The 18,508-nt window shown below is 56.2% G+C and carries 16 protein-coding genes; 3 read left to right on the top strand and 13 right to left on the bottom strand.

Going from position 1 to position 18,508, the window contains the following annotated elements:
• Positions 1–14 precede the first annotated feature (14 nt).
• Complete coding sequence (locus tag ACF8RA_RS05385) at positions 15–1,112, top strand: SDR family oxidoreductase (RefSeq protein WP_392518900.1); 1,098 nt, start codon at positions 15–17, stop codon at positions 1,110–1,112.
• 127 nt (positions 1,113–1,239) lie between these two features.
• Here the strand turns inward: ACF8RA_RS05385 and ACF8RA_RS05380 are convergent, their stop codons facing one another.
• Together ACF8RA_RS05380 and ACF8RA_RS05375 are read right to left on the bottom strand one after the other, a co-directional pair.
• Positions 1,240–1,539: a hypothetical protein gene (locus ACF8RA_RS05380; RefSeq protein WP_392518899.1), complete on the bottom strand. Its 300-nt coding sequence runs from the start codon at positions 1,537–1,539 to the stop codon at positions 1,240–1,242.
• Between the two features lie 1,017 nt (positions 1,540–2,556).
• A complete protein-coding gene (locus ACF8RA_RS05375; RefSeq protein ID WP_392518898.1) occupies positions 2,557–2,781 on the bottom strand; it encodes a hypothetical protein in 225 nt (74 codons plus the stop codon).
• A gap of 869 nt (positions 2,782–3,650) precedes the next feature.
• Here ACF8RA_RS05375 and ACF8RA_RS05370 point away from each other — a divergent pair.
• On the top strand, positions 3,651–4,520 hold the full coding sequence (locus tag ACF8RA_RS05370; RefSeq protein ID WP_392518896.1) for a hypothetical protein: 870 nt from the start codon (positions 3,651–3,653) through the stop codon (positions 4,518–4,520).
• Between the two features lie 2 nt (positions 4,521–4,522).
• Positions 4,523–6,850 (top strand): UvrD-helicase domain-containing protein, encoded by a 2,328-nt coding sequence (locus ACF8RA_RS05365; protein WP_392518895.1) that lies wholly within the window; start codon positions 4,523–4,525, stop codon positions 6,848–6,850.
• A gap of 512 nt (positions 6,851–7,362) precedes the next feature.
• Here ACF8RA_RS05365 and ACF8RA_RS05360 read toward each other — a convergent pair.
• The 11 genes from ACF8RA_RS05360 to ACF8RA_RS05310 form a co-directional block, all read right to left on the bottom strand.
• Positions 7,363–8,724 carry a hypothetical protein gene (locus tag ACF8RA_RS05360; protein WP_392518893.1) on the bottom strand — a complete coding sequence of 454 codons (1,362 nt, stop codon included), beginning with the start codon at positions 8,722–8,724 and terminating at the stop codon, positions 7,363–7,365.
• A 265-nt stretch (positions 8,725–8,989) separates the two neighbouring features.
• Positions 8,990–9,784 carry a DNA adenine methylase gene (locus tag ACF8RA_RS05355; protein ID WP_392518892.1) on the bottom strand — a complete coding sequence of 265 codons (795 nt, stop codon included), beginning with the start codon at positions 9,782–9,784 and terminating at the stop codon, positions 8,990–8,992.
• A gap of 151 nt (positions 9,785–9,935) precedes the next feature.
• Positions 9,936–10,490 carry a lysis protein gene (locus ACF8RA_RS05350; RefSeq protein ID WP_392518890.1) on the bottom strand — a complete coding sequence of 185 codons (555 nt, stop codon included), beginning with the start codon at positions 10,488–10,490 and terminating at the stop codon, positions 9,936–9,938.
• A complete protein-coding gene (locus tag ACF8RA_RS05345) occupies positions 10,490–11,059 on the bottom strand; it encodes a glycoside hydrolase family 19 protein (RefSeq protein WP_392518889.1) in 570 nt (189 codons plus the stop codon). Before ACF8RA_RS05345 ends, ACF8RA_RS05350 begins: the two co-directional genes overlap by 1 nt.
• Positions 11,060–11,094: 35 nt before the next feature.
• Positions 11,095–12,138: a phage late control D family protein gene (locus ACF8RA_RS05340; RefSeq protein WP_392518888.1), complete on the bottom strand. Its 1,044-nt coding sequence runs from the start codon at positions 12,136–12,138 to the stop codon at positions 11,095–11,097.
• 24 nt (positions 12,139–12,162) lie between these two features.
• Positions 12,163–12,369 (bottom strand): tail protein X, encoded by a 207-nt coding sequence (locus ACF8RA_RS05335; RefSeq protein WP_029615568.1) that lies wholly within the window; start codon positions 12,367–12,369, stop codon positions 12,163–12,165.
• Positions 12,344–13,222, bottom strand: coding sequence for a phage tail protein (locus tag ACF8RA_RS05330; protein WP_392518887.1), 879 nt, complete (start codon positions 13,220–13,222; stop codon positions 12,344–12,346). Before ACF8RA_RS05330 ends, ACF8RA_RS05335 begins: the two co-directional genes overlap by 26 nt.
• A gap of 12 nt (positions 13,223–13,234) precedes the next feature.
• Positions 13,235–16,024 carry a phage tail tape measure protein gene (locus ACF8RA_RS05325; protein ID WP_392518885.1) on the bottom strand — a complete coding sequence of 930 codons (2,790 nt, stop codon included), beginning with the start codon at positions 16,022–16,024 and terminating at the stop codon, positions 13,235–13,237.
• Between the two features lie 150 nt (positions 16,025–16,174).
• Entirely contained in the window at positions 16,175–16,762 is a 588-nt protein-coding gene (locus ACF8RA_RS05320) for a phage tail assembly protein (RefSeq protein WP_392518884.1), read from the bottom strand.
• An 11-nt stretch (positions 16,763–16,773) separates the two neighbouring features.
• The gene (locus tag ACF8RA_RS05315) at positions 16,774–17,283 is read right to left on the bottom strand and encodes a phage major tail tube protein (protein ID WP_341782681.1); all 510 of its coding nucleotides are present in this window, start codon (positions 17,281–17,283) and stop codon (positions 16,774–16,776) included.
• Between the two features lie 11 nt (positions 17,284–17,294).
• Positions 17,295–18,455, bottom strand: a complete 1,161-nt coding sequence (locus ACF8RA_RS05310; RefSeq protein ID WP_392518883.1) for a phage tail sheath subtilisin-like domain-containing protein — start codon at positions 18,453–18,455, stop codon at positions 17,295–17,297.
• Positions 18,456–18,508: the final 53 nt, after the last annotated feature.

Here is an 18,508-nt window from a genome sequence, read left to right as displayed (position 1 = left end):
ACAAGGGTTCAAACATGAGTGTGGAATGCTTTGTCACCGGCGGCAGCGGCTTTGTAGGGCAACACTTGCTGGCCGGTCTTACTGCGCAAGGACACAAGACCTGGGTGCTGATGCGCAGCCCCGGCAACCTCGAACGTCTCAAGGAGCAGGTAGGCCAACTGGGGGGTAACCCTGAGTATATCCATGCCGTTGAAGGCGATATCAGCCAGGAGGGGCTTGGCCTCAGCAAATCAGACAAAGAACGCGTCACTTCGGCCGCTGTATTTTTCCATCTCGCGGCGGAATTTTCCTGGGGGCTGACACCGGAACGCGCCCGCACAGTCAATGTCCAAGGTGCTTTGAGAGTGGCCAGGCTTGCGGCCGGCCAGCGCATCCGATTGCTCATGGTAGGCGGTTTCATGCTGCAAAACCTCAACCACCTTGCCAGTATCGGGGTTGATATTCAGTGCCCTGAAAACACAAACTGGCCCGCGGTCTACGCCCGTGTAGGCGGCTACGAAGGCAGCAAACTCGAGTCCCATTTTGCAGTCATCCGCTATATGCAAGACGCGGATGCGGATTACACGATTGTTCACCCTGCTACGGTGTGCGGCCACAGCGAGAACGGGCATATCCTGGACGGACAACCGCTTGCCGAACTCATTCGCAATCTGGCACAAGGCCGGTTCAAAGCTGTTCCCGGTTCCGCCAGTCACTGGTTGCCATTGGTCAGCGTCGATTATCTGGTGAACATGATAACTTGCGTGGCGTTCGACCCCTCCATGGCCAACCGGCAAGTTCTGGCGCTGTATGAGCGAACACCGAACTTGCAGGGAATGCTTTTGCAGATCGCAGACACGCTAAAGGTCAAGGCCCCCCGCCGCCATGTACCCATAGGGTTGCTCAGGTCGATATTGACGATTCCAGGACTGGCGACCCGCTTGGCGATCAGCGCCGAGTCCTTGAACTTTATTCAGACGCAGCGCTTCGACATGGGAAACAGCAGGCAATTGGAGCGCAAGTACGCGTTTACCCATCCCGACATGACGCAGGCCTTGGAAAACACGGTGCGCTATGTCAGCGACTACTTGATGAAAAAGTCCAAAAGAGAAGGCGCTGGCCAGCGAGGATAACGGGCCAGGCCGATGAAGCCTTCCCTGCCGGCTTGCTGGAAGTCTGGAGACACAGGGGTTTCATGTACTGCGTCTTCGCTGATGACAGTAAGTCACCGCTCGACCTCCGGCGCTGCGCGCCTGGCCGCTATTTCGAGGCAGCCAGAAAGCCTACAGCAGGCGCACCTTCAGTGGCGACACATCGGGCCCGACCAACGCCCCACGCCAACGCCCTGGTCATCGACTCGCCAGGGCGAGAATCGAAGGTCTCTTCATGGATAGCCATGCCGCCTGGGGCGTACACCCCGATGAACATCTGCGTTTTGCCTGTCCGCGACAGTCGCGTCTGAACATCAACGTATGTCCCATCGTCGAGCGTCTCGTCGTGAGTTCGGTGATGAAGCGTCGGGTCAGCCCAGGCCCAGAAAACATCACCGCGTATTCTCATGAGGCGCTCCTACGACTTTAGTTGTAGTCAGGTGGTTTATTGCCACCATAGCGAACGTGCAGTTTTACGCAAATTCGTCTGACTCATCTGTGAGCTGAATCGGACAATCGGCTATTCAGCAGCCCCACCAAAGACTCAACGCTTGTCGTGAAGCTCGGGCGGCCAAGCGCTGAAGAACCACATGATTCCTGGCGTCAATACATAGATCCAGTGCTGGCCAGGGTAGATGAAGATGCCGACAGCCCAGATGGCGAGTAAGGTTCCGCCCGCTCGCCTACGCCGCCTCGGCGTGAACCATTCCTGAAACGCCTTGTGCCTCTTCCGCAGTTTCATTACCACCCTCCCTGTTTGGTAAGCGGCGAAGCATATCACCGCTAATTCAACGATAACGCGCCCCCGGCAAAGGCGGCGCCTGCACGCAAGAACCACGAAGTGACCGAACAACAACACGACGAGCGCAAGCCGGACCGGGTCATCCGCCAACATCTACGGGTTCAAGCAGCTGCGCTCAGTGTTTGACTAGACATAATGGCCCCCAGCACGCCGGCCCTGATCACGCAGTACTGCGACTCAAGATTGGCTAAGAGGTTTCGGAACTCCATGCCAAAAGTTACCGAGCTCTTGGTTTTCTCGACCCATAAAGAAAAACCCCGCAGACGTTAATCTGCGGGGCTTTCGAATGGTGGAGGCCGAGGTCGGAATCGAACCGGCGTAGACGGATTTGCAATCCGAAAGATATTTTCTTTATTTTCAATAGGTTAGGACTATTCTAGTTCCGCAACAAATCAGTTCTAGTAGCTCTGCATCCCCTTGAAATCGAGAGAGTTTCAGGGAGGTGCGGAACTGATTTTTCACCAGATATCGTAGCTTTACACCGCTATATACCCCACCCCTGGCGACCTGCCAAATAGCCTCCGATTGCGTGGCAGAACACTGAGCTGCCTCCCGGCGCAGCCGATTAGCGACAGAACCAGCATACTTCCCTGCCCCCAAGGAGCACCCATCGCCGCGAGTTATCTAATGGAGCTTCGGCAATTCGGTTCCCCGAACCTTGGCTATCACCCGAAGCTGGTAATCAGTCACAGCCTGGAAAAGCGACTCGGCAAGCAGGTGCAGACGCTCCACTTCATCGGCCGGCGCGCCTCTATCTTGCGCCTGATGATACTCGCGCAAGGCGTCGACAGCTTGCTGAATGAGCGGCTCGCCAGCCTCAACCATCCCAATGAAAGTCCGCTTGTGCACAACCCAGTCCAGAGCAGAAAAAAGCAAGTATAGGGTGCGAACAGCTGGTAGCGAGCTGATAGACGGTCTTTCAATGACTGCTATCGACCCAAGAGGCGACAACGCTCCACTTCCTGGGCCGGACTGCCAGCTGCTTGAGTCCCCTGATACCGACGTAACGCGTCAGCAACCTCAAACATCGACGGATCGCCCGGCATGATCATGGTTTCCGGCCTTCTCATCATCTATCGCCTCCGTTACTACTATAGGCACATTAATAGTCATAGATAGTGATTTGAACCCGCCCAGCCTTCTCAATAGGCCGCTATAGTCCAGAAAAACCGACTATTATCGCGTCAGCGGACGGCGTATCTAGGCCCAAGGCGCCTTAGAATTTGCCCTAAATCTGCCCTAAGACCTTTCAGACCTGGACCATTGTTATGGATGAAAAAGCATCTGTCACAGCCGACACTCTAGAGCTTCTGCTGCTGAACCAGATAGCCATCAGAGCGGCACTGGAAGAGCTCTCCCTGTGGGTGAGTCATCGTGGCTCTGCCCACATCCATGAAAACGTCATGGGGGCTCTAGCGTCCCTTGACACGCATGCTGAGGCGATCTCATCCGGAATAGAACGCTTGCGAGAGTGAGCCTTCATGCTAACCAACAGAACGAGCAGATGGAGGGCCTGCAACGACCGTAGCAGCCCTAAAGATAAGGATTTGCTCCCCTCCGACGTCCATAGATTGCGATCTGTAACCATGGCACAAATCATGGCATTATGCCTCCAGCCTTTACCGCCATGTCGGGCAGATAGATGCGCGCTCATGATGTGACACCCTCAACTGCTTTGCTATAGCTAAAACTACGTGCAAATGACTCGGACGTTTAAAATGCCGATAGCCCTAAAAATTGAAGCCCGCGACTTTTATAGAGATATGCCCAGCCTTGATCACGAGACTGGAGATATATGGCACCACCTCCCCGGTTTCGGACTCCCGCACGACATCACAACAACAGCAATTGTTATTTCCCCAGCTTGTGACTTGAGCCAAAAAAAGAGCGAAACCGCTACTTTTATCCCCATAGTCTCTATACGCGACTACCTATATAGCAAATCTTTCTATAGCGAGATCTGGAATGAATTTTCCAGCCGTTTGAAAGCCTACGGGGCAGATGCCCCCCCAGATCGCTTTTCACATCCACCGATCCAGCTTTTGGAGCGCGCAATTCAAGCACTTGAAGGCGATCAGAAGCAAACCGACTTCAGAGCTCGCATTATTAAATACAGCGAATATATTAAATACACAGAGACACCGCCGGCAGAACGGAGTGAATACAGACCTACAATCGAGTCCATTCTCACCGAAAAGAAACTCACTGAGCTTTTGAAAAAAATCTTCTCCAACTCATATAAATCGGACATTCATTTTTTTCCTGCCCATAAAATTTCAAGCAACTTCGCCCCCATCCCCGAACACTCTGTTGCACTATTCAGATATGTGTATTCAATCCCGCTCGAAATTCTGGAAAATGCACAATGCTCTCGTGAAGAATGGTGGAGTCAGGACTGCATGCGCATGACCGGGAGAACCCCTCTTATAGAGCACTTCGAAAAATACCCCATTAAAGTTTCGCGCCTGAAAGATGACTTTTTAACAGACCTGCTATCCCGATATCTCGGCATGTTTATGCGTTTAGGTTCGAGAGACTTCACAAAAATCACCATCGAAAAATTTGCTACTGAAATGAAAGGACTTTAAGCATGTATTTAGCCTTGACTCAAGGGATGGCAGAATGGTTAATCCCCAAAATCGGTGTAATTGAGCGGATCCACAACACTATCTGTGAAATTACTAAGAGCCCTGAAATTATTTCCGGATCCATATTCATTGAAGGTCCTTTCCGACTAGCATGCAACGTTGACGGAACGCTTTTATGCCTGTGGCACTCGGATTACCTTAGTGGTACTGGCGATGAGTCGCTTGCACTTATCAAGCTCACAGGAAATATGTCACTCTTTGCAGAGCCTGCCATTAGCAAAGAATCTTTCGAACGATCTATATATCTCGCAAACCAGAGACTACAAGGCCTGCTTGTGGAAGGTGCATTTATGCACCGAAAGCACGACAACAATATACATACGCTACTAGCCGGACGGGGAACAGAGGCTAGACAGTACAGCCTAGGTTATTACGATATAATAAAAGGAGCAGAGGAGTCGTCTACTCGAACCCTTATATCTGCCGGCCCCAGTGATAGTTTCCGCGCCGTAGTTCACGCCATCAAAGAAGAAATTAACAACTTACCACCCCTAGAACAACAAGCCAACGCTCTAATAAATAACAGCAAGCTTGCAAAGTCGAAGCCATGCAGTTCACTGGACAAATTAGCCGCCAGCATTAAGGGGTACTTTGAAGAAACCCCGAAACAAGATGATTTTTTTCACTCCCAGGTAACCACTAGCGAATCTTCAATCACCAATGATGAAGTTTACAAAACACTTAACTTCACATACTGGGATTGGCTGAAGATCGACAGCCCTCTAACTGAAGCTCAAAGAAGAATATTGACACCTGACGCCCTTGATAAGAACCCTATCCGAATTCTCGGACCTGGCGGATCAGGCAAAACTTTGCTAATGCAGCTACTTGCATTAAGCAAGGTAATCAACTGCCTTGACCGAGGAGATGAGTGCAGGATACTGTATATTGTACACAGCGAGGCAATGCGATCAAAAGTCCTTCAGAAATTTGAGATACTGGCTGACAAACGCCCTGAACTCCACTTAGACCATATAACTGTAAGCACGCTATCGGAGTACTGCAGACACAAACTAGGCTTAGAGCTAGAATCCATACTAGACCCAGATGCTACCGACGCAAAAAACTACCAACTCGATCAGATTCTACAAGCCCTAAAAGAAGAAAAAACCGCCTATCAAAAGCACATATGCGAAAGCAGCCTATTGACAACAGTTTATACAAACAAAAATTTAACTGATATATTTGCAAAGCTTGTGCTGGCTGAGATTTCTATTGCCATTAAAGGTCACGGCTACGAACAAGATCGTCGCAAATATGTAGAAAACGAGCGAAACTTAAGCAGATTCCATGGAATCCTCTCCAAGAACGAGCGAGATTTTGTATTCACTCTGTTCGAATGGTATCACCACGAGGTATTTGAACAGTACGGGGCTCTTGACCCAGACGACATTGCTCTCTCATTATTTGGCTCAATTAAAACACCAGTTTGGCGTCTGCGACGAAAAAGGGAAGGATTCGACTACATTTTTGTAGATGAAGCTCAGCTGTTCAATGAAAATGAAAAACGCCTATTCTCATTACTTTCCAACGATACAAAACCTCACATCCCTATTGCTTTAGCTTTAGACGAGGCTCAGTCGTTCTATGGCCAGTCAAATGCAGGCCTTGCAACACTTGGAATCAAAGATATCTCTAATCAAAGCCTGGACTCAATAAGAAGATCGACTGTTGAAATCGCCAAGCTTGCTTTTTTCGTCATCCAAAGAAGCACAAATCTTTTCAGCAGTGACTTTCCAGACTTCACATCTATCGATAGCTTCCATACGCCAGGCAAAGGCAAACAATTTGGAAAGCCGTCGTTGGAGAAAGAAGCCCACGACTCTCCTAGTTTTGGCCGTTTCATTCTCCGGCGGGTCCGTGAAATGCGGGCCGACAATATCCGCCAGATCGCAATAATCAGCCACACCGAAACTTACTGGGACCAAGTCGAGAGTGAGCTAGCGAAATCAGACCTACCATTCCAAGTACTTCGAGAGCGGGGTGAGAAGATAAAATCTGACCAACCCGTCGTTGTACTATGCAGGCCAGCACAGGTAGGCGGACAAGAATTTGACGCCGTTATAATTGTGGGACTCGAAAAAGGCGCGCTTACAGTCAAAGAGAATCCGGCCCTCGAGTCTGCAATCGAGCAACAAATGATTCGCGAAACTTATCTTTCTATTACGCGCGCCAGATACAAAGTAATATTTGCAATATCGAAAACATCAACAGAGAACCAAATCTTGAGCGACGCCCTTACCGCAGAGCTAATCACAAACAAGCAATAACACCAATGATGGCTCCCCCTACAAGAAGCTTGGAGGCAGACGAGTGTTAGAAACAATGGAGCTGCGATACCTTTATAATCAGATACCATTTTTTAACTGGCGCCGAATCGCCGGCCAATCATGCCAATTAATAGGAGCCTGCGAATCATACAGACAGTAACCACAAACTACCATTGTGCTGGAGTAGGAGCAAAAAAAGGCGCTCAACTTCGAATTTCCTGGTTCGGGCGCCTTTTTGCCTTGTAACCGGCACATAAACCCCACTTACAGTAAGCTGGATCCGGTTTACCTGGGCATTTACCGGCTTACAGTTCCACAGCAACAGCGCTTCGTAGCCACCAACCGTCGGAGCGAGCGCTGCTGTCCCAGTGCGTAGCGCAGCCACGCATAGATCTCTTGGCGGTTGTCTTTGATGGTTTCAACGAAGCAGGCGCCAGCGTCAAGCCGTGCAGTAGTTAAGTTTCGGTACCATGATGGTCTCACTCTGTCGAATTCGAAAGATCGACAACTTACTATTTACGCCTATTTAGATAGTCATTAATCATAGAACTAATATCAACCCCCACGCCATTAAAGTTAGGATTAAGCGTCACATATTTATTGATCGTTCTCAGGATCGACTCCACCCTTGAAACGCTCTTTTTGGGTAGCTCATAGAGAGCTACTATCAACTCCCTTATGACATCCATAAAATATGGATCGTTAGTTTTTACGCTTTTTATCATATCGAGAGCTTTAGAGATATCTTCCGAGTTCTGGGTTCGCAGCGCTAGTTCACAGACTACAATTGCATAATCAAAATAATTCGCGGACGACATCTTCGCCAAATCCAACCCGGCAAATATATTTCTCGCCCGATCCATCCGTCCCAAATAAACCTGAACCTTCCCCAAATAAATGTTTGCCAGCGCAGAACTTGAAGTTGCAATTGATTGTGAGTAGTACTTTTCAGCAAGATAAAATTTTTGCAGCGCAAAGTAACACTGCCCTACATCACATAAAAATTCGGCAGTAGCCTTTGGCGCAAACTTATTGCTGCCGCATTCAACAAGTAACAACTCAACTGCCTTAGCTACCATTTCCTCATCAGCAAGAATTTCACCAAGGTGCATATATCCGCGGGCCAGCAAAACACGACCATAATCCGTTCGATCTTTCACTTGGATCTGTTCGAAATCGTTTATTGCCTGCCGCGCAAGCTTCTCAGCCCTCTCCGGCTCATTCAGGAGAAAGTATTGAACCGCGATAATGAATTGGTACTGAAATACTGACGACGGAGAGTCTGTTAAATCCACAACTTTAGCTGCAATCGCTACGACATCGACATGCCCCAGTCGCCCCGAATGCACATCCAAATAAACCTCAAGAAACTCCGAGCTTTCAACGTCTTGCCAGCGAAATTTCGCCATCACAGATCTAGCGCGTGCTCTATCGTTTTTGAGCGCAAGGAAAAACAGCGCCTCTTCCGCACACAAGAACCAGGACCATCGATCGTCTGCAATCGCACCAGACAACTGATGAAGCATCAGTGGATAATCATTAACACAGTGGCAGGATTTGTATAAGGCTAAGGCACTCCTCGTCATCTCTTGCATGGATGCAAGGTCTAATTCAAGTAGCTTGGCAGCGTCCCTTCCCTTGCGCATACCGTGAACCGTATGTGCCAAATGGCAGAGGCGATACCAGGTAATATTCGCTCTTAGTTTCTTTAACTTATGCACCGGAGATTTAGGGCGGACATCATCCATTCTACAAGCATATTTTGGCCACTCATCCTTGCAGCAGTTTTTGTATTTAGAACCTGATCCGCAGAGGCAGTTCTCTTTGCCATCAGGAGCATACGCGTGCAACTCCGCCCACTTTACACTGCTCAAGACGCTCTCCAAATGTCTGAAACTGCCAATCGAACAGCACCAAGACCGGCGCAGTGCTACTGTGCCGACCTACCAACGCAATCGTCACACCAAGTCTGCATAGGGTACTGATCACTCGCGCGGTCGGCTTGCATGTCGCCATAAAATGTCACTGTTTTCATCGGTACTGCTCCATCAGGGGTATGGCCTAGTGTAATCAGTTTCTGAGCACGGATGATGTGGACTTTGTGACATGATGGCTTGGGTCACTACTACCAGTGCTGGTTCAGAACAACCCGCCCAATGAGGACGATTGCCAGTTCATGATCACCAACTCGCCGGTCACATCTGCTTTACCCTGGCGCTGGTTAGTGTTGGTGTAGCGGATATCCAGGCATTCAAAATGGAACCCGGCGAACGCCCGTCGAATGTCCGGGTGATCGTTGATGCTGACCATCACCTTGCCCTTGCAGCGACGCATGAAGTCGGCCATGCGCTCGTACTCCTCGAAGGGGAAGTCGACGCCATAGCCGGCGGTCTGCCAGTAAGGCGGGTCCATGTAGAAGAACGTGTGTGCTCGATCGTAGCGCTCTGCGCAGGCGAGCCAGGACAGGTTCTCGACGTAGGTACCGGCGAGGCGCTGCCACGCGGCGGACAGGTTCTCCTCAATGCGCAACAAGTTGATGGCCGGCCCAGTGGTGGCGGTACCGAAGGTTTGTCCGGTGACCTTGCCGCCGAATGCGTGCTGCTGCAGGTAGAAAAACCGTGCCGCTCGCTGGATATCGGTCAGGGTTTCAGGGCGCGTCATCTTCTGCCACTCGAAGATCTGCCGCGAGCTAAGCGCCCACTTGAACTGGCGCACGAACTCCTCCAAGTGGTTTTGTACCACGCGGTAGAGGGTTACCAGGTCACCATTGAGATCGTTCAGCACCTCCACCGGCGCGGGCTGGGGGCGCATGAAGAACAACGCGGCGCCGCCGGCGAAGACTTCGACATAGCACTCATGAGGGGGAAAAAGAGGGATCAAGCGGTCGGCCAGGCGGCGTTTGCCACCCATCCAGGGAATAATTGGAGAGGTCATAGGTATGCAAGTCTTTACTGTATGAATAAACAGGTGTTAGGCTCGCCGCGCTTTGTGCACAAGGCAGAGGCTGCGGCTGGACTTGCAGGAAGGGTCTGCGGGTTCGGCGGGCCGGGCTGGATGTTGGCGCATCTACCCGGCTCGCCTCTTTTCATTTGGAGACTGTGCGAACGTAGGCCTGGCAGGCCTTCAGTGCGATCAGTCCTCGGTCACCGTCGTCGGTAATGCCGATAATTCGTTGAGCATGCGCTGGGTCAAGTCGGGCGCGAACGGCTCCATGAACCACGCCTCCGGTGCAGGCGGCTTCTCGCATCCCACCATCACAACCCGAGGCGGCAGAGGTCCCGGCGTCGACAAGGATTGACAGCCGCATGTCAGCAGTAGCCAGCCTGTCACGTAGGCGAGCCTGAATCTGTTGCGCATCGTTCATCTCCTTCCAATGTGTTTTGCCCTGCTCCTGCAGGCGATCCTCCAGGTCTTTGCGCTGACTTTTCTGCTCAGCCAAATGCTCCAGGGCTGCAGCTGAAGCTTCCTCACGCTCACGACCGTAAGCCCGATCCTTATCCGCCAACTGCTGGACATAATCTGCTGCCTGGTCAGATAACCGCTTTCCGTATTCGCTGGCTTGCCATACCCAGGCCCCACGCCCGCCGGTATAGAGCCCGACCGCCACGGCCAGAAGTGCAATACGCCAATTCATCGGCATTACTGCAGCACCTCGAGCGCACGCTTGTAGAGTGCCTGGCGATCCTTTAAGCCATTCAGGCCACCATTGATACGGCGGGTGATCAGCTCGAACACCGAGTCATCGGCCTGCAGCACCTTGTCCGCGAGGCTATTGAGCCCCGCCCGCTGCCAGTACCAGCCGGCCGACAGCGACGCGTAGACCGGCTGCTCTAGCAGGTCGGGGGTGTTGAGCAAGCGGCTGTCACCGAACAGTGCTTCGCTGCAGGCCTCATAGTTGTCGCGGCCGGTGATCTGGATAAGCCCACGGCCACGGTATCGCTGCCCATCACCATCAGCCTCCGGGGTGTTGCCGAGGCGCTGCGCCAGGCGCCCGATGTCGTACTTGGCCAGGTAGGCATCGCTACCGAGCTCTCGCACATATAACAGCTGGCCAGACTCATGGCCGACTTGCGCAAGGAACGCAGCCATACGCCGAGGGGTGATGATCGAGTACTTGCCCATTGTTGCGTTGAGGCCGGGAACAAAAACGCCGGCTTTTCGGCCGGCGTTGGGGAGGATCTGTTGCAGCTGCTGTACAGAGATAGCCATTTAAGTCTCCAGTGATGGTCTCTTTGTCTGTGCAGTTAAAGCTGCACGACTTCGAGAGGTGTTGAGGTTTTCTTGTTCTTCCCAGCGGCCTTGGCCTTGCCCTTCTTGCCGCCATTGCATTCAACGGTGGTCGACCAGCCCGATTGGGTGAATACCTGTTCCAGGGAATCCACCAGGTACTCGCCATCAAAGCCATCCTTGAAGCCCTGAGCGTTGATCTGACGTTCTGCGAACAGGTCGACGCGACCCGGCATTTCCAGACGCACCCCAGCCGTCGAGCGGTTGAACGCCGCCAGGCGCGCCTTGGCGGCCTGCTCGGCCGCGGTCTTGTTCGGGTGTATGTGGCGGTCCGTATGCACCGGCGGCAGGCCGTCCGGGGCGTCGTCGTTTTTCAGCTCGATAACGTCCAGGGTGCCGGTCTTGGCGTTGTGGTGGGTGGCCTTGACGCTCTTGTGGGTCGAGCGGTCCCCGAGGCGGAACGAGTAGCGGCTAACGTCCGAGCGGCGGATGGTGATCGCCGGCAGCGTTTTGCCGCTGGCCGTGACACCCGCCTGCCGCTTGAGGACCAGCAACTTGCCGTTGGCCACCTTGGCGGTACAGTCATGCAACCGGGCAATGCGGGTAATAAAGTTGTAGTCCGACTCGCCCAGCTGGTCCGCTCGCGGCACAACGGTCTGCACATCGCAGGCCGGCACCCAGCCATTGCGGCGTGCCACCGTGGCGACAATCTCGGCTAAGGTCTTACCCTCGAAACTGCCGTTGCGGGTGGTCTTGCCGCTGCCGCGCATGTCGCTGGCCTTACCTCGGATCACCAGCGTGTCCGGCGGTCCGGTCAGCTCAACCTCATCAACCGTATAGCTGTTGATGCGGGTGAGTTGCGCGTCGTCATAGCCTAAAAACACCTCGACCTTGGCGCCGCGCGACGGCAGCGAAACAGCCTGGTCCCGGTCATCAATACGCAGCTCGAACTCGTCCGACTCCATGCCGGGCTTGTCGAGTGTGCGCAGCATCAGCAGGCGGTCATTGATCAGGCGCGTGATATCGGTACCGTCAGCGACGATACGAAATTGCGGTTTCATGGAAAGCTCCAGTGAGGCGGGATGCTAGTCCCACAGCTGGACGGTCAGCTGGTCAGTTCTAGCCAGTTCGGGAAGGGTGATCAGCACCCCGGCGCGGTAGGGCTGCGGCTCGACTGCAAGGCCCGGATTGGCACCCAGCACCGCCTCCACCGTGCCACTCAGGTGCCCGTAGTAGTGGAAACAGATAGCGTCGAGAACATCGCCATCAGACGTTCGACAGATCATCGCCATAGCGAGTGAACTCCAAGGTGAATGCCTGCTTGCGCGGGATTCCGCCCTGCAGGAGCGTAGGTTGTTCTTCCTCGATATCGGTCAGGCACCAATTGCCAAGCACTTGGCCGTAACCGGTGGTCAGCCCCAGCGGCTGCAGCTGGCCGCCGATGCTGCGCAAGGTGTCGAGCTGGCCGAGGCCCCCACGGAACGAGGGGAAAATAACCCCCTTGAGCGTCAGGCGCTCATCGCCAATGCCTACCGCCTGCTGCGCAGAGCGTCGGGTCAGGCGCTCCTGAGCAGCCCAGCGGAACGAGGTTTTGCGCCGCAGCTCCTCAAAAGCCGCCGTGTCCAGGTTGAAGTAGAACGGCTCCGCCTTGACGCTCTGAGGCTGCAGGATAAGCAGGTGGGGAAACGCCTTGATAGCTTCTTTGGGCGGGTCTTCCTTGGGGCGGATCGAGGCGCTGGAGAACATTTCCGACAGCGAAAAATTGGACAGCATGCCGCTGATACCGCCGGCCTGGTTGTACTTGTCCGCAATGTTGGAAATGGCCTTCTTGGCCCTCTCCGCCTGCTCGCCAAACTCGGCCACTCGCTCCTGCACTTGCGTGACCGCGTTGCTGGCCTGGTTGTAAACGGCCAACACCTTGCCGACTTTGGCCTGGGCTTGGGTGATGCTGCCCATGACCCGGTTCAACTGGCCACCGATCAGCTCCCCCACCACCGGCAGGGTTTCCAGCTCGGAAACCGCGCCTTTCATTTGAGTAACGGCCCCATTCATGGGGCCAATCATGCCGTCCACCGTGCGGCGGCCAGCCTCTCCCGCAGCGGCAAGCGACTTTAAGCTGCCCTGCAGCTGCTCCATGTAAGCCATTGGTTATCCTCCCTACAAGTGTGGCGCGTCGTACAGCTGACGCGCGTTAAGGTCGCGGGTCGCGTCCTCAATCATTTTCATGAAATAAGGCCGCAGCTCATTGGCCAGCGCTTGGCGGTCTGATACATCGCCTTTCACCGTCACCGGCATGCTCAACTCAAACCGCTGATCCAGCTTGAGGGATGCCGGCTCGGACTTGGCCGGTGCCGGCTTATCCGCTGCACGCTGGTAGTCGCCCAGCATTTGCCCCGCCTGAGCCAAACCAGGCGCAACGACGCCGGCTGACTGCAGGTTGCCCAGCAAGGCCGCAGGATCGCCGGCCGGCGGCCGGGTGATCGGCACACCAGGGAAACGCTCCTTGACAGTAGTCAGCGCCGGCGCCAGGAGCGGGTCCTTGGAGTCGGGCTCCTTCGGGGCGTAGGAAACCGTCGGTACCGCAGGAGCCGGCACCACTCGCAGCGACTCAGAGTCGTTACGCGTAACGACCGGGTCAGCCGATGGCCGGGTGAGCGGCGCGCCAGGGAACCGCACCTGGTTGGCGGCCAGCGCCGGCACCAGGAACGGGTCTTTTGAGCTGGAATCGCTCAGGTCGTAGGAAACCGGCGACTCGGCAGGCGCTGGCACCACCCGCACCGACTCAGGGCCGTTACGCGTAACAGGCGAATCAGAAGACACTGACGCAGCCGGCCCATTGCCTTCTCGCCCTTCTGCAGGTCCTCCCGGCTCCGCCGGCGCTGACGCTGGGTCAAGCTGCGGGTCGCCCGCAAACAGACTGCCCACCTTGGCACCTATCCCCTCACCGCCAAGGCTCCCGAGGATGCCGCCCACCAGGCCACCAATGGCCGTGCCGACCACCGGAATGATCGAGCCCAGGGCAGCGCCCGTGGCTGCGCCGGCGATACCTCCGGCCAAACCGCCTACCGCTCCGCCGACACTTTCGGCCTTTTGCTCAGGCGGCTGATCGCTGGCCACAGCGCTACCGACCTGCAGCGCTGCAAGCGCAGCACCCAGCACCGGCACCCCCTTGCCAAGGCTGGCCAAGCGCCCGGCGCGCCCCACGAAGCCGCCGACACGCCCCCAACGACTGCGCCGTGGGTTGCGGCGTGCGGTGTCGCCCACGCCGCTCTCAATAGGGCCGCTGCCCTTACCGCCGCCTGCCTGGGGATTGGTGACGAACACACGCTGCACCCCGGCAGCACCTGCAGCCCCTTTGGCGACGTTGTACAAGCCTCGGGCCACCCGGATGGCGGCCACAGCCTTGGCGATGGCAAAGCCACCTGCCGCCAGCGCTGTAGCCCCAAGAGCCAACGAAGGCACTTTTTCAGCAATCCAGCCGATGCCGTTGGCCGTCGTCCGCAGTACATCGGCGGCGCCGTCCGTCAGCGGCCGCAGACCGTCACCGATTGCGCGGAACGCGTCGTCAATCGCGTTGGCAGCTTCTTTCCACTTCTGCGAGGACGTTTCGCGGCGCTCGGCCAGGTTCTGGTCGAGAATGCCCGCCGCGTCTGCAGACTTGGTTTTCAGGTCCTCATACAGCGCTTTGTTTTGCATGTAAGCCATGAGCGCGGATTTGACCTGCATATCCGCGAACAGGTCGCCGGTACGCATGGACTCTTCCAGCGCCTGCATCATGCGCTTGGCTTTCTCGGGGTCCGTCTCCTGGTTGATCTTGGCCGCCGCCTCGGCCATGGCTGCGGCCTTTTTGGGGTCGGTCTTCTGGATGTACTGCTGGGCAAGCGCAAAGCTCGACTCCAGTGTCGACATGCCATTCTGTAGCCCGGTGTTAAGCGACTTCTGGTAGTCGATACCGGCGTCCTTGTACGCCTTGACCGTCTCGCTTGAGCCGATCTTTTCCATCCAGTTCTTGAGGTTGTTGGCCGCCTCGTCGGCGCTGCCGGCGGATTTGATCTGCACCTGCAGCATCGAACCCAGCTGGGTGACGGCGTCCATGCCATAGATACCCTGCTTCGCCATACCGGCCAGCAGCTCAGGGAACCACTTGGCCATGTCGCTGGCCTCGAAACTACCGGCCTGCCCCTGGTAGGCAATGGCCTCCAGTGCCCGCTGCATCTCCTGAGGGTCGGTGATCTTGGCGTTCTGCCCCAGGGCATTGATCATTCGTGCGGTGTCGGTACCGTCCGCGCCCTGCCCCACCACAAACTTGGCGGCCACGCTCGAATAACGCGCCGCCTCCTGCAGGTCCATACCGGCACCCACCAGCTGGTTGAGGACACCCGCCACCTCATTGCGACCCAGGCCGGTGTCCTTGGCCGTGGTGATGATGCCCCGGTTTAGCTCGACTTCCTCGGCCTTGTTGGCCACCCCTGCCTTGATCGCGATATCACGCACGATCGCCTGATAATCGGCACTGACCTTAGTGGGCACCGCCAAGGCCGCGGTGCCTACCGTGGCCTGCACAACGGTGGACCGCAAGCCGGCTTTGCCCGCCTCGATCTGCTGCAGGCCCTTGGCCTGACGGGCAGCGGTTTGCGCCGTGCGACCCAGCGTGCGGTAGTGATCCTCCAGCCGGCCGACCTCAACGCCTTGTTTACGCAATGCATCAAGGTTGCGGTCCAGCTGGTTGCGCAGGCCGCGCGCGCTGGCCTCTCCAGCCTCGCTGGCTTTCTTCCACTCATCGCGCAGGCGCATGGTTTCGCCAATGACGCCCTGCAGCACCTTGGCATCTTCGCCGCGCTTCTTGAGTTTGCCGATGCGGCCCTCAACGTCTTTGAACGCGGCGCCGACCGTTGCGCTGACCACCCCGCCGATCACAAGGCCAATGGAAAACTTGTTGTTGGCCATGGTTTCTCACTCCCACGCAGGCACAGCCCGGCGGCTCACTCAGAGAGCCACCAGACCATGCGCGCGAATGGCATTTGCTCCAGCTCGCTGGCCGAGAACCCCAGTTCTCGCGCCAGGCGCTTGGCAAGAGACTTTTGGAATCCGGGGGTGTTAAACCCCGTCTTGGTGGACCAGGCGAAAGTAGGCCGCGCGCACACGGTTGTAATCGCGGGTGGTCAGCGAATGCAGCTCGGCCGGCGTGGTATCGGTCAGGCGCTGGAACAGCAGCATTTCCAGCTTGCTGTTGTCGTCGCCGGCCTCGGCCTCCACCTCACGGCTCAGACGGATCGAGGGCGATTGCAGCGTCAGGCGGTCGACCTTCACGCCATCGCGCTCGATAGGCTCCATCAGGCGCACCACCGCATGCTCCAGGGTCAGCTTGAGCCAGGCCGGATTCTCGCCGCTGTCATCGCCCAGCAGTTCCTTATAGGCCCGCTGCAGGCGGCGGTAGTCGCGCACCTGCAGGGCCGTCAGCTGATCCTCGGCCAGCTCGCACAGCGACCCCAGCATGAGCAATTCGCGCTGCTCGTCGTTGTCCCCGGCCTGGTGCGCCACCATGAGGTCTTCGCGCACGGTCGGACAGCGCATGGTCAGCGCCTGGCGCACCTCGCCGTAAACCTCCAGGGGCACGCTCAGGGACACAACGGCGCGACCGCCCTCGATGTTGAGCCAGGAAGGGGTAGTGTTGGTAATGGACATGCTCAGGCTCCTTAAATGGCGAGGTCAGCGCGAACGCTGGCCAGTTGGTCGACACCGTCGATAACGCGGATGCAGTTCACAGGATCGATTTCGTAGATGACGCGGCCGCCGACTTCCAGCTTGTAGTAGCTCACCGCGATGCTGTGCTTCATTTCGGCCTTCTCGCCAACCTTCCAGTCCCCCGGATCGACTTCCTTGAGCGCACCGCGCAAGGTGGCGACCACCGCCTTGGTGGCCCCTCCACGCCCTTTGAAACTGCCCCGGAACACGCAGTTGAAGCCGGACAGGTCAAAGTCACCGAAATACTTGAGGGTTTCCCGGCGCATGCCGTTGGAGGTAAAGCTGGCCTCCAGCTTCTCCAGGCCCATATCCATCTCAATCGGCGCGTCCATGCCGCCGCCGCGATATTCGTCGGTCTTCATCGTGAGCTTGGGCAGGGTCAGCGATGGCACATCGCCCTGCAGGCTGACACCGCCCACCGAGGCACTCATGTTGAACAGAATTTCTGGAATAACAGCCATTGCGTGCCTCCTTAGGCTACGTCGAGAACTTGGGTCAGGTATTCATCGGTCACCTCGATTTCAAAAATCGGGTTCTCGGCAGGCGGCACATCGGTGAAGCGGATCACCCAAATGATTTTGCCTTGGGCCAGCTGGCTGGCCGTGTTGCGCTCGGCGTCGGCGTAGACCTCGAAGTCAATCACCGCCCCGGCCGCCTTGAGGTCGCGCATGAAGGCGTGCACCGTCTCGGTCACATCCTTGACATAGCTTTTGGTGATCCCGAGGTCGACGGCCCATTTCATGCCGGCACGCACGGCTGCCATCACCATGTCCACGGTGCGCACCCGCGTGACGAATGCCCACTTGCTATCGCTGGACAGCGTGCGGTTGCCCCAAAGGCGATAGCCCCCGTCGCGAATGATGGTGGTGATATTGGCGTTGTTGAGCAGGTTGGCCCGGCAAGTCGGGTCGTTGTCCAGGTACTCGACCGCCCGCACGGTGCCGGTGATGTTCTTGATTTCCTTGTTGGACGGCGAAGCCCAGAAACCGATGTTGGCATCGGTCTGCGCGAACAGGCCGGCCGCCACTGGCGACGCCGCCAGGTCCTCGTCGCCGTTACTGGTAACGCTCCACTTTTTGACGCCGGGGTCGACCATGTACAGCCGCTTGCTACCAAACCCGGTGGCATAGGCAATGGCCGCCTCGTCAGTAGTACCCGGCCCGTCGATCAGGCCCATGGCTTCCAGCTTGTCTGCCAAGGTATCCATGGCGGTGGCCACCGCCTTGGTGGCCGAGTGTTTGGGTGCCAGCAACAGCCGTGGGTGCTGGTTGAACAGGCTTTTGGCATCGAGCAAGGCCTGCAGGCCGCTGCGCTTGCCATCGGCCGCCACACCGCCGATCACCGCGCTGGTGATGCTGGCCGGCGTGCCGGCAGACGTAACACCCACAGCGATGATCACGGCCTTGGCCTGGTCGAGAATCTGCAGGCAGGCTTTGGTCAGCGGGGAGTTAGGACCGAACGCCGCCACGGCCTCGCGGTCGCTAACGACCATCACCGGCGTATTGGGCTCAGCCAGTCCCACCCCAGGGGTGTATACGTCGACAATGCCGATCACCGACGACGAGGGCACGCTGATGGTGCGCCCACCCAAATTGACCAGCGAGGTGGTCACGCCATGAAAAAAGTTAGCCATAAATGCTCCCTATAGAAACGAAAAAACCGCCAGTGGGCGGTCGTGTTGAACAG

The sequence above is a fragment of the Pseudomonas sp. FYR_5 genome, assembly GCF_043106315.1.
In the GTDB taxonomy this organism is placed as follows: Bacteria; Pseudomonadota; Gammaproteobacteria; order Pseudomonadales; family Pseudomonadaceae; genus Aquipseudomonas; species Aquipseudomonas putida_Y.
Note: the sequence above shows the minus strand (reverse complement) of the source record. Positions and strands in the feature narration are given on the sequence as shown.

Excerpts from the sequence above, each read along its gene's own strand:
- ACF8RA_RS05385 (WP_392518900.1), top strand. The coding sequence starts at position 15 with ATGAGTGTGGAATGCTTTGTCACCGGCGGCAGCGGCTTTGTAGGGCAA.
- ACF8RA_RS05380 (WP_392518899.1), bottom strand. The coding sequence starts at position 1,539 with ATGAGAATACGCGGTGATGTTTTCTGGGCCTGGGCTGACCCGACGCTT.
- ACF8RA_RS05370 (WP_392518896.1), top strand. The coding sequence starts at position 3,651 with ATGCCGATAGCCCTAAAAATTGAAGCCCGCGACTTTTATAGAGATATG.
- ACF8RA_RS05365 (WP_392518895.1), top strand. The coding sequence starts at position 4,523 with ATGTATTTAGCCTTGACTCAAGGGATGGCAGAATGGTTAATCCCCAAA.
- ACF8RA_RS05355 (WP_392518892.1), bottom strand. The coding sequence starts at position 9,784 with ATGACCTCTCCAATTATTCCCTGGATGGGTGGCAAACGCCGCCTGGCC.
- ACF8RA_RS05350 (WP_392518890.1), bottom strand. The coding sequence starts at position 10,490 with ATGCCGATGAATTGGCGTATTGCACTTCTGGCCGTGGCGGTCGGGCTC.
- ACF8RA_RS05345 (WP_392518889.1), bottom strand. The coding sequence starts at position 11,059 with ATGGCTATCTCTGTACAGCAGCTGCAACAGATCCTCCCCAACGCCGGC.
- ACF8RA_RS05340 (WP_392518888.1), bottom strand. The coding sequence starts at position 12,138 with ATGAAACCGCAATTTCGTATCGTCGCTGACGGTACCGATATCACGCGC.
- ACF8RA_RS05335 (WP_029615568.1), bottom strand. The coding sequence starts at position 12,369 with ATGGCGATGATCTGTCGAACGTCTGATGGCGATGTTCTCGACGCTATC.
- ACF8RA_RS05330 (WP_392518887.1), bottom strand. The coding sequence starts at position 13,222 with ATGGCTTACATGGAGCAGCTGCAGGGCAGCTTAAAGTCGCTTGCCGCT.
- ACF8RA_RS05325 (WP_392518885.1), bottom strand. The coding sequence starts at position 16,024 with ATGGCCAACAACAAGTTTTCCATTGGCCTTGTGATCGGCGGGGTGGTC.
- ACF8RA_RS05320 (WP_392518884.1), bottom strand. The coding sequence starts at position 16,762 with ATGTCCATTACCAACACTACCCCTTCCTGGCTCAACATCGAGGGCGGT.
- ACF8RA_RS05315 (WP_341782681.1), bottom strand. The coding sequence starts at position 17,283 with ATGGCTGTTATTCCAGAAATTCTGTTCAACATGAGTGCCTCGGTGGGC.
- ACF8RA_RS05310 (WP_392518883.1), bottom strand. The coding sequence starts at position 18,455 with ATGGCTAACTTTTTTCATGGCGTGACCACCTCGCTGGTCAATTTGGGT.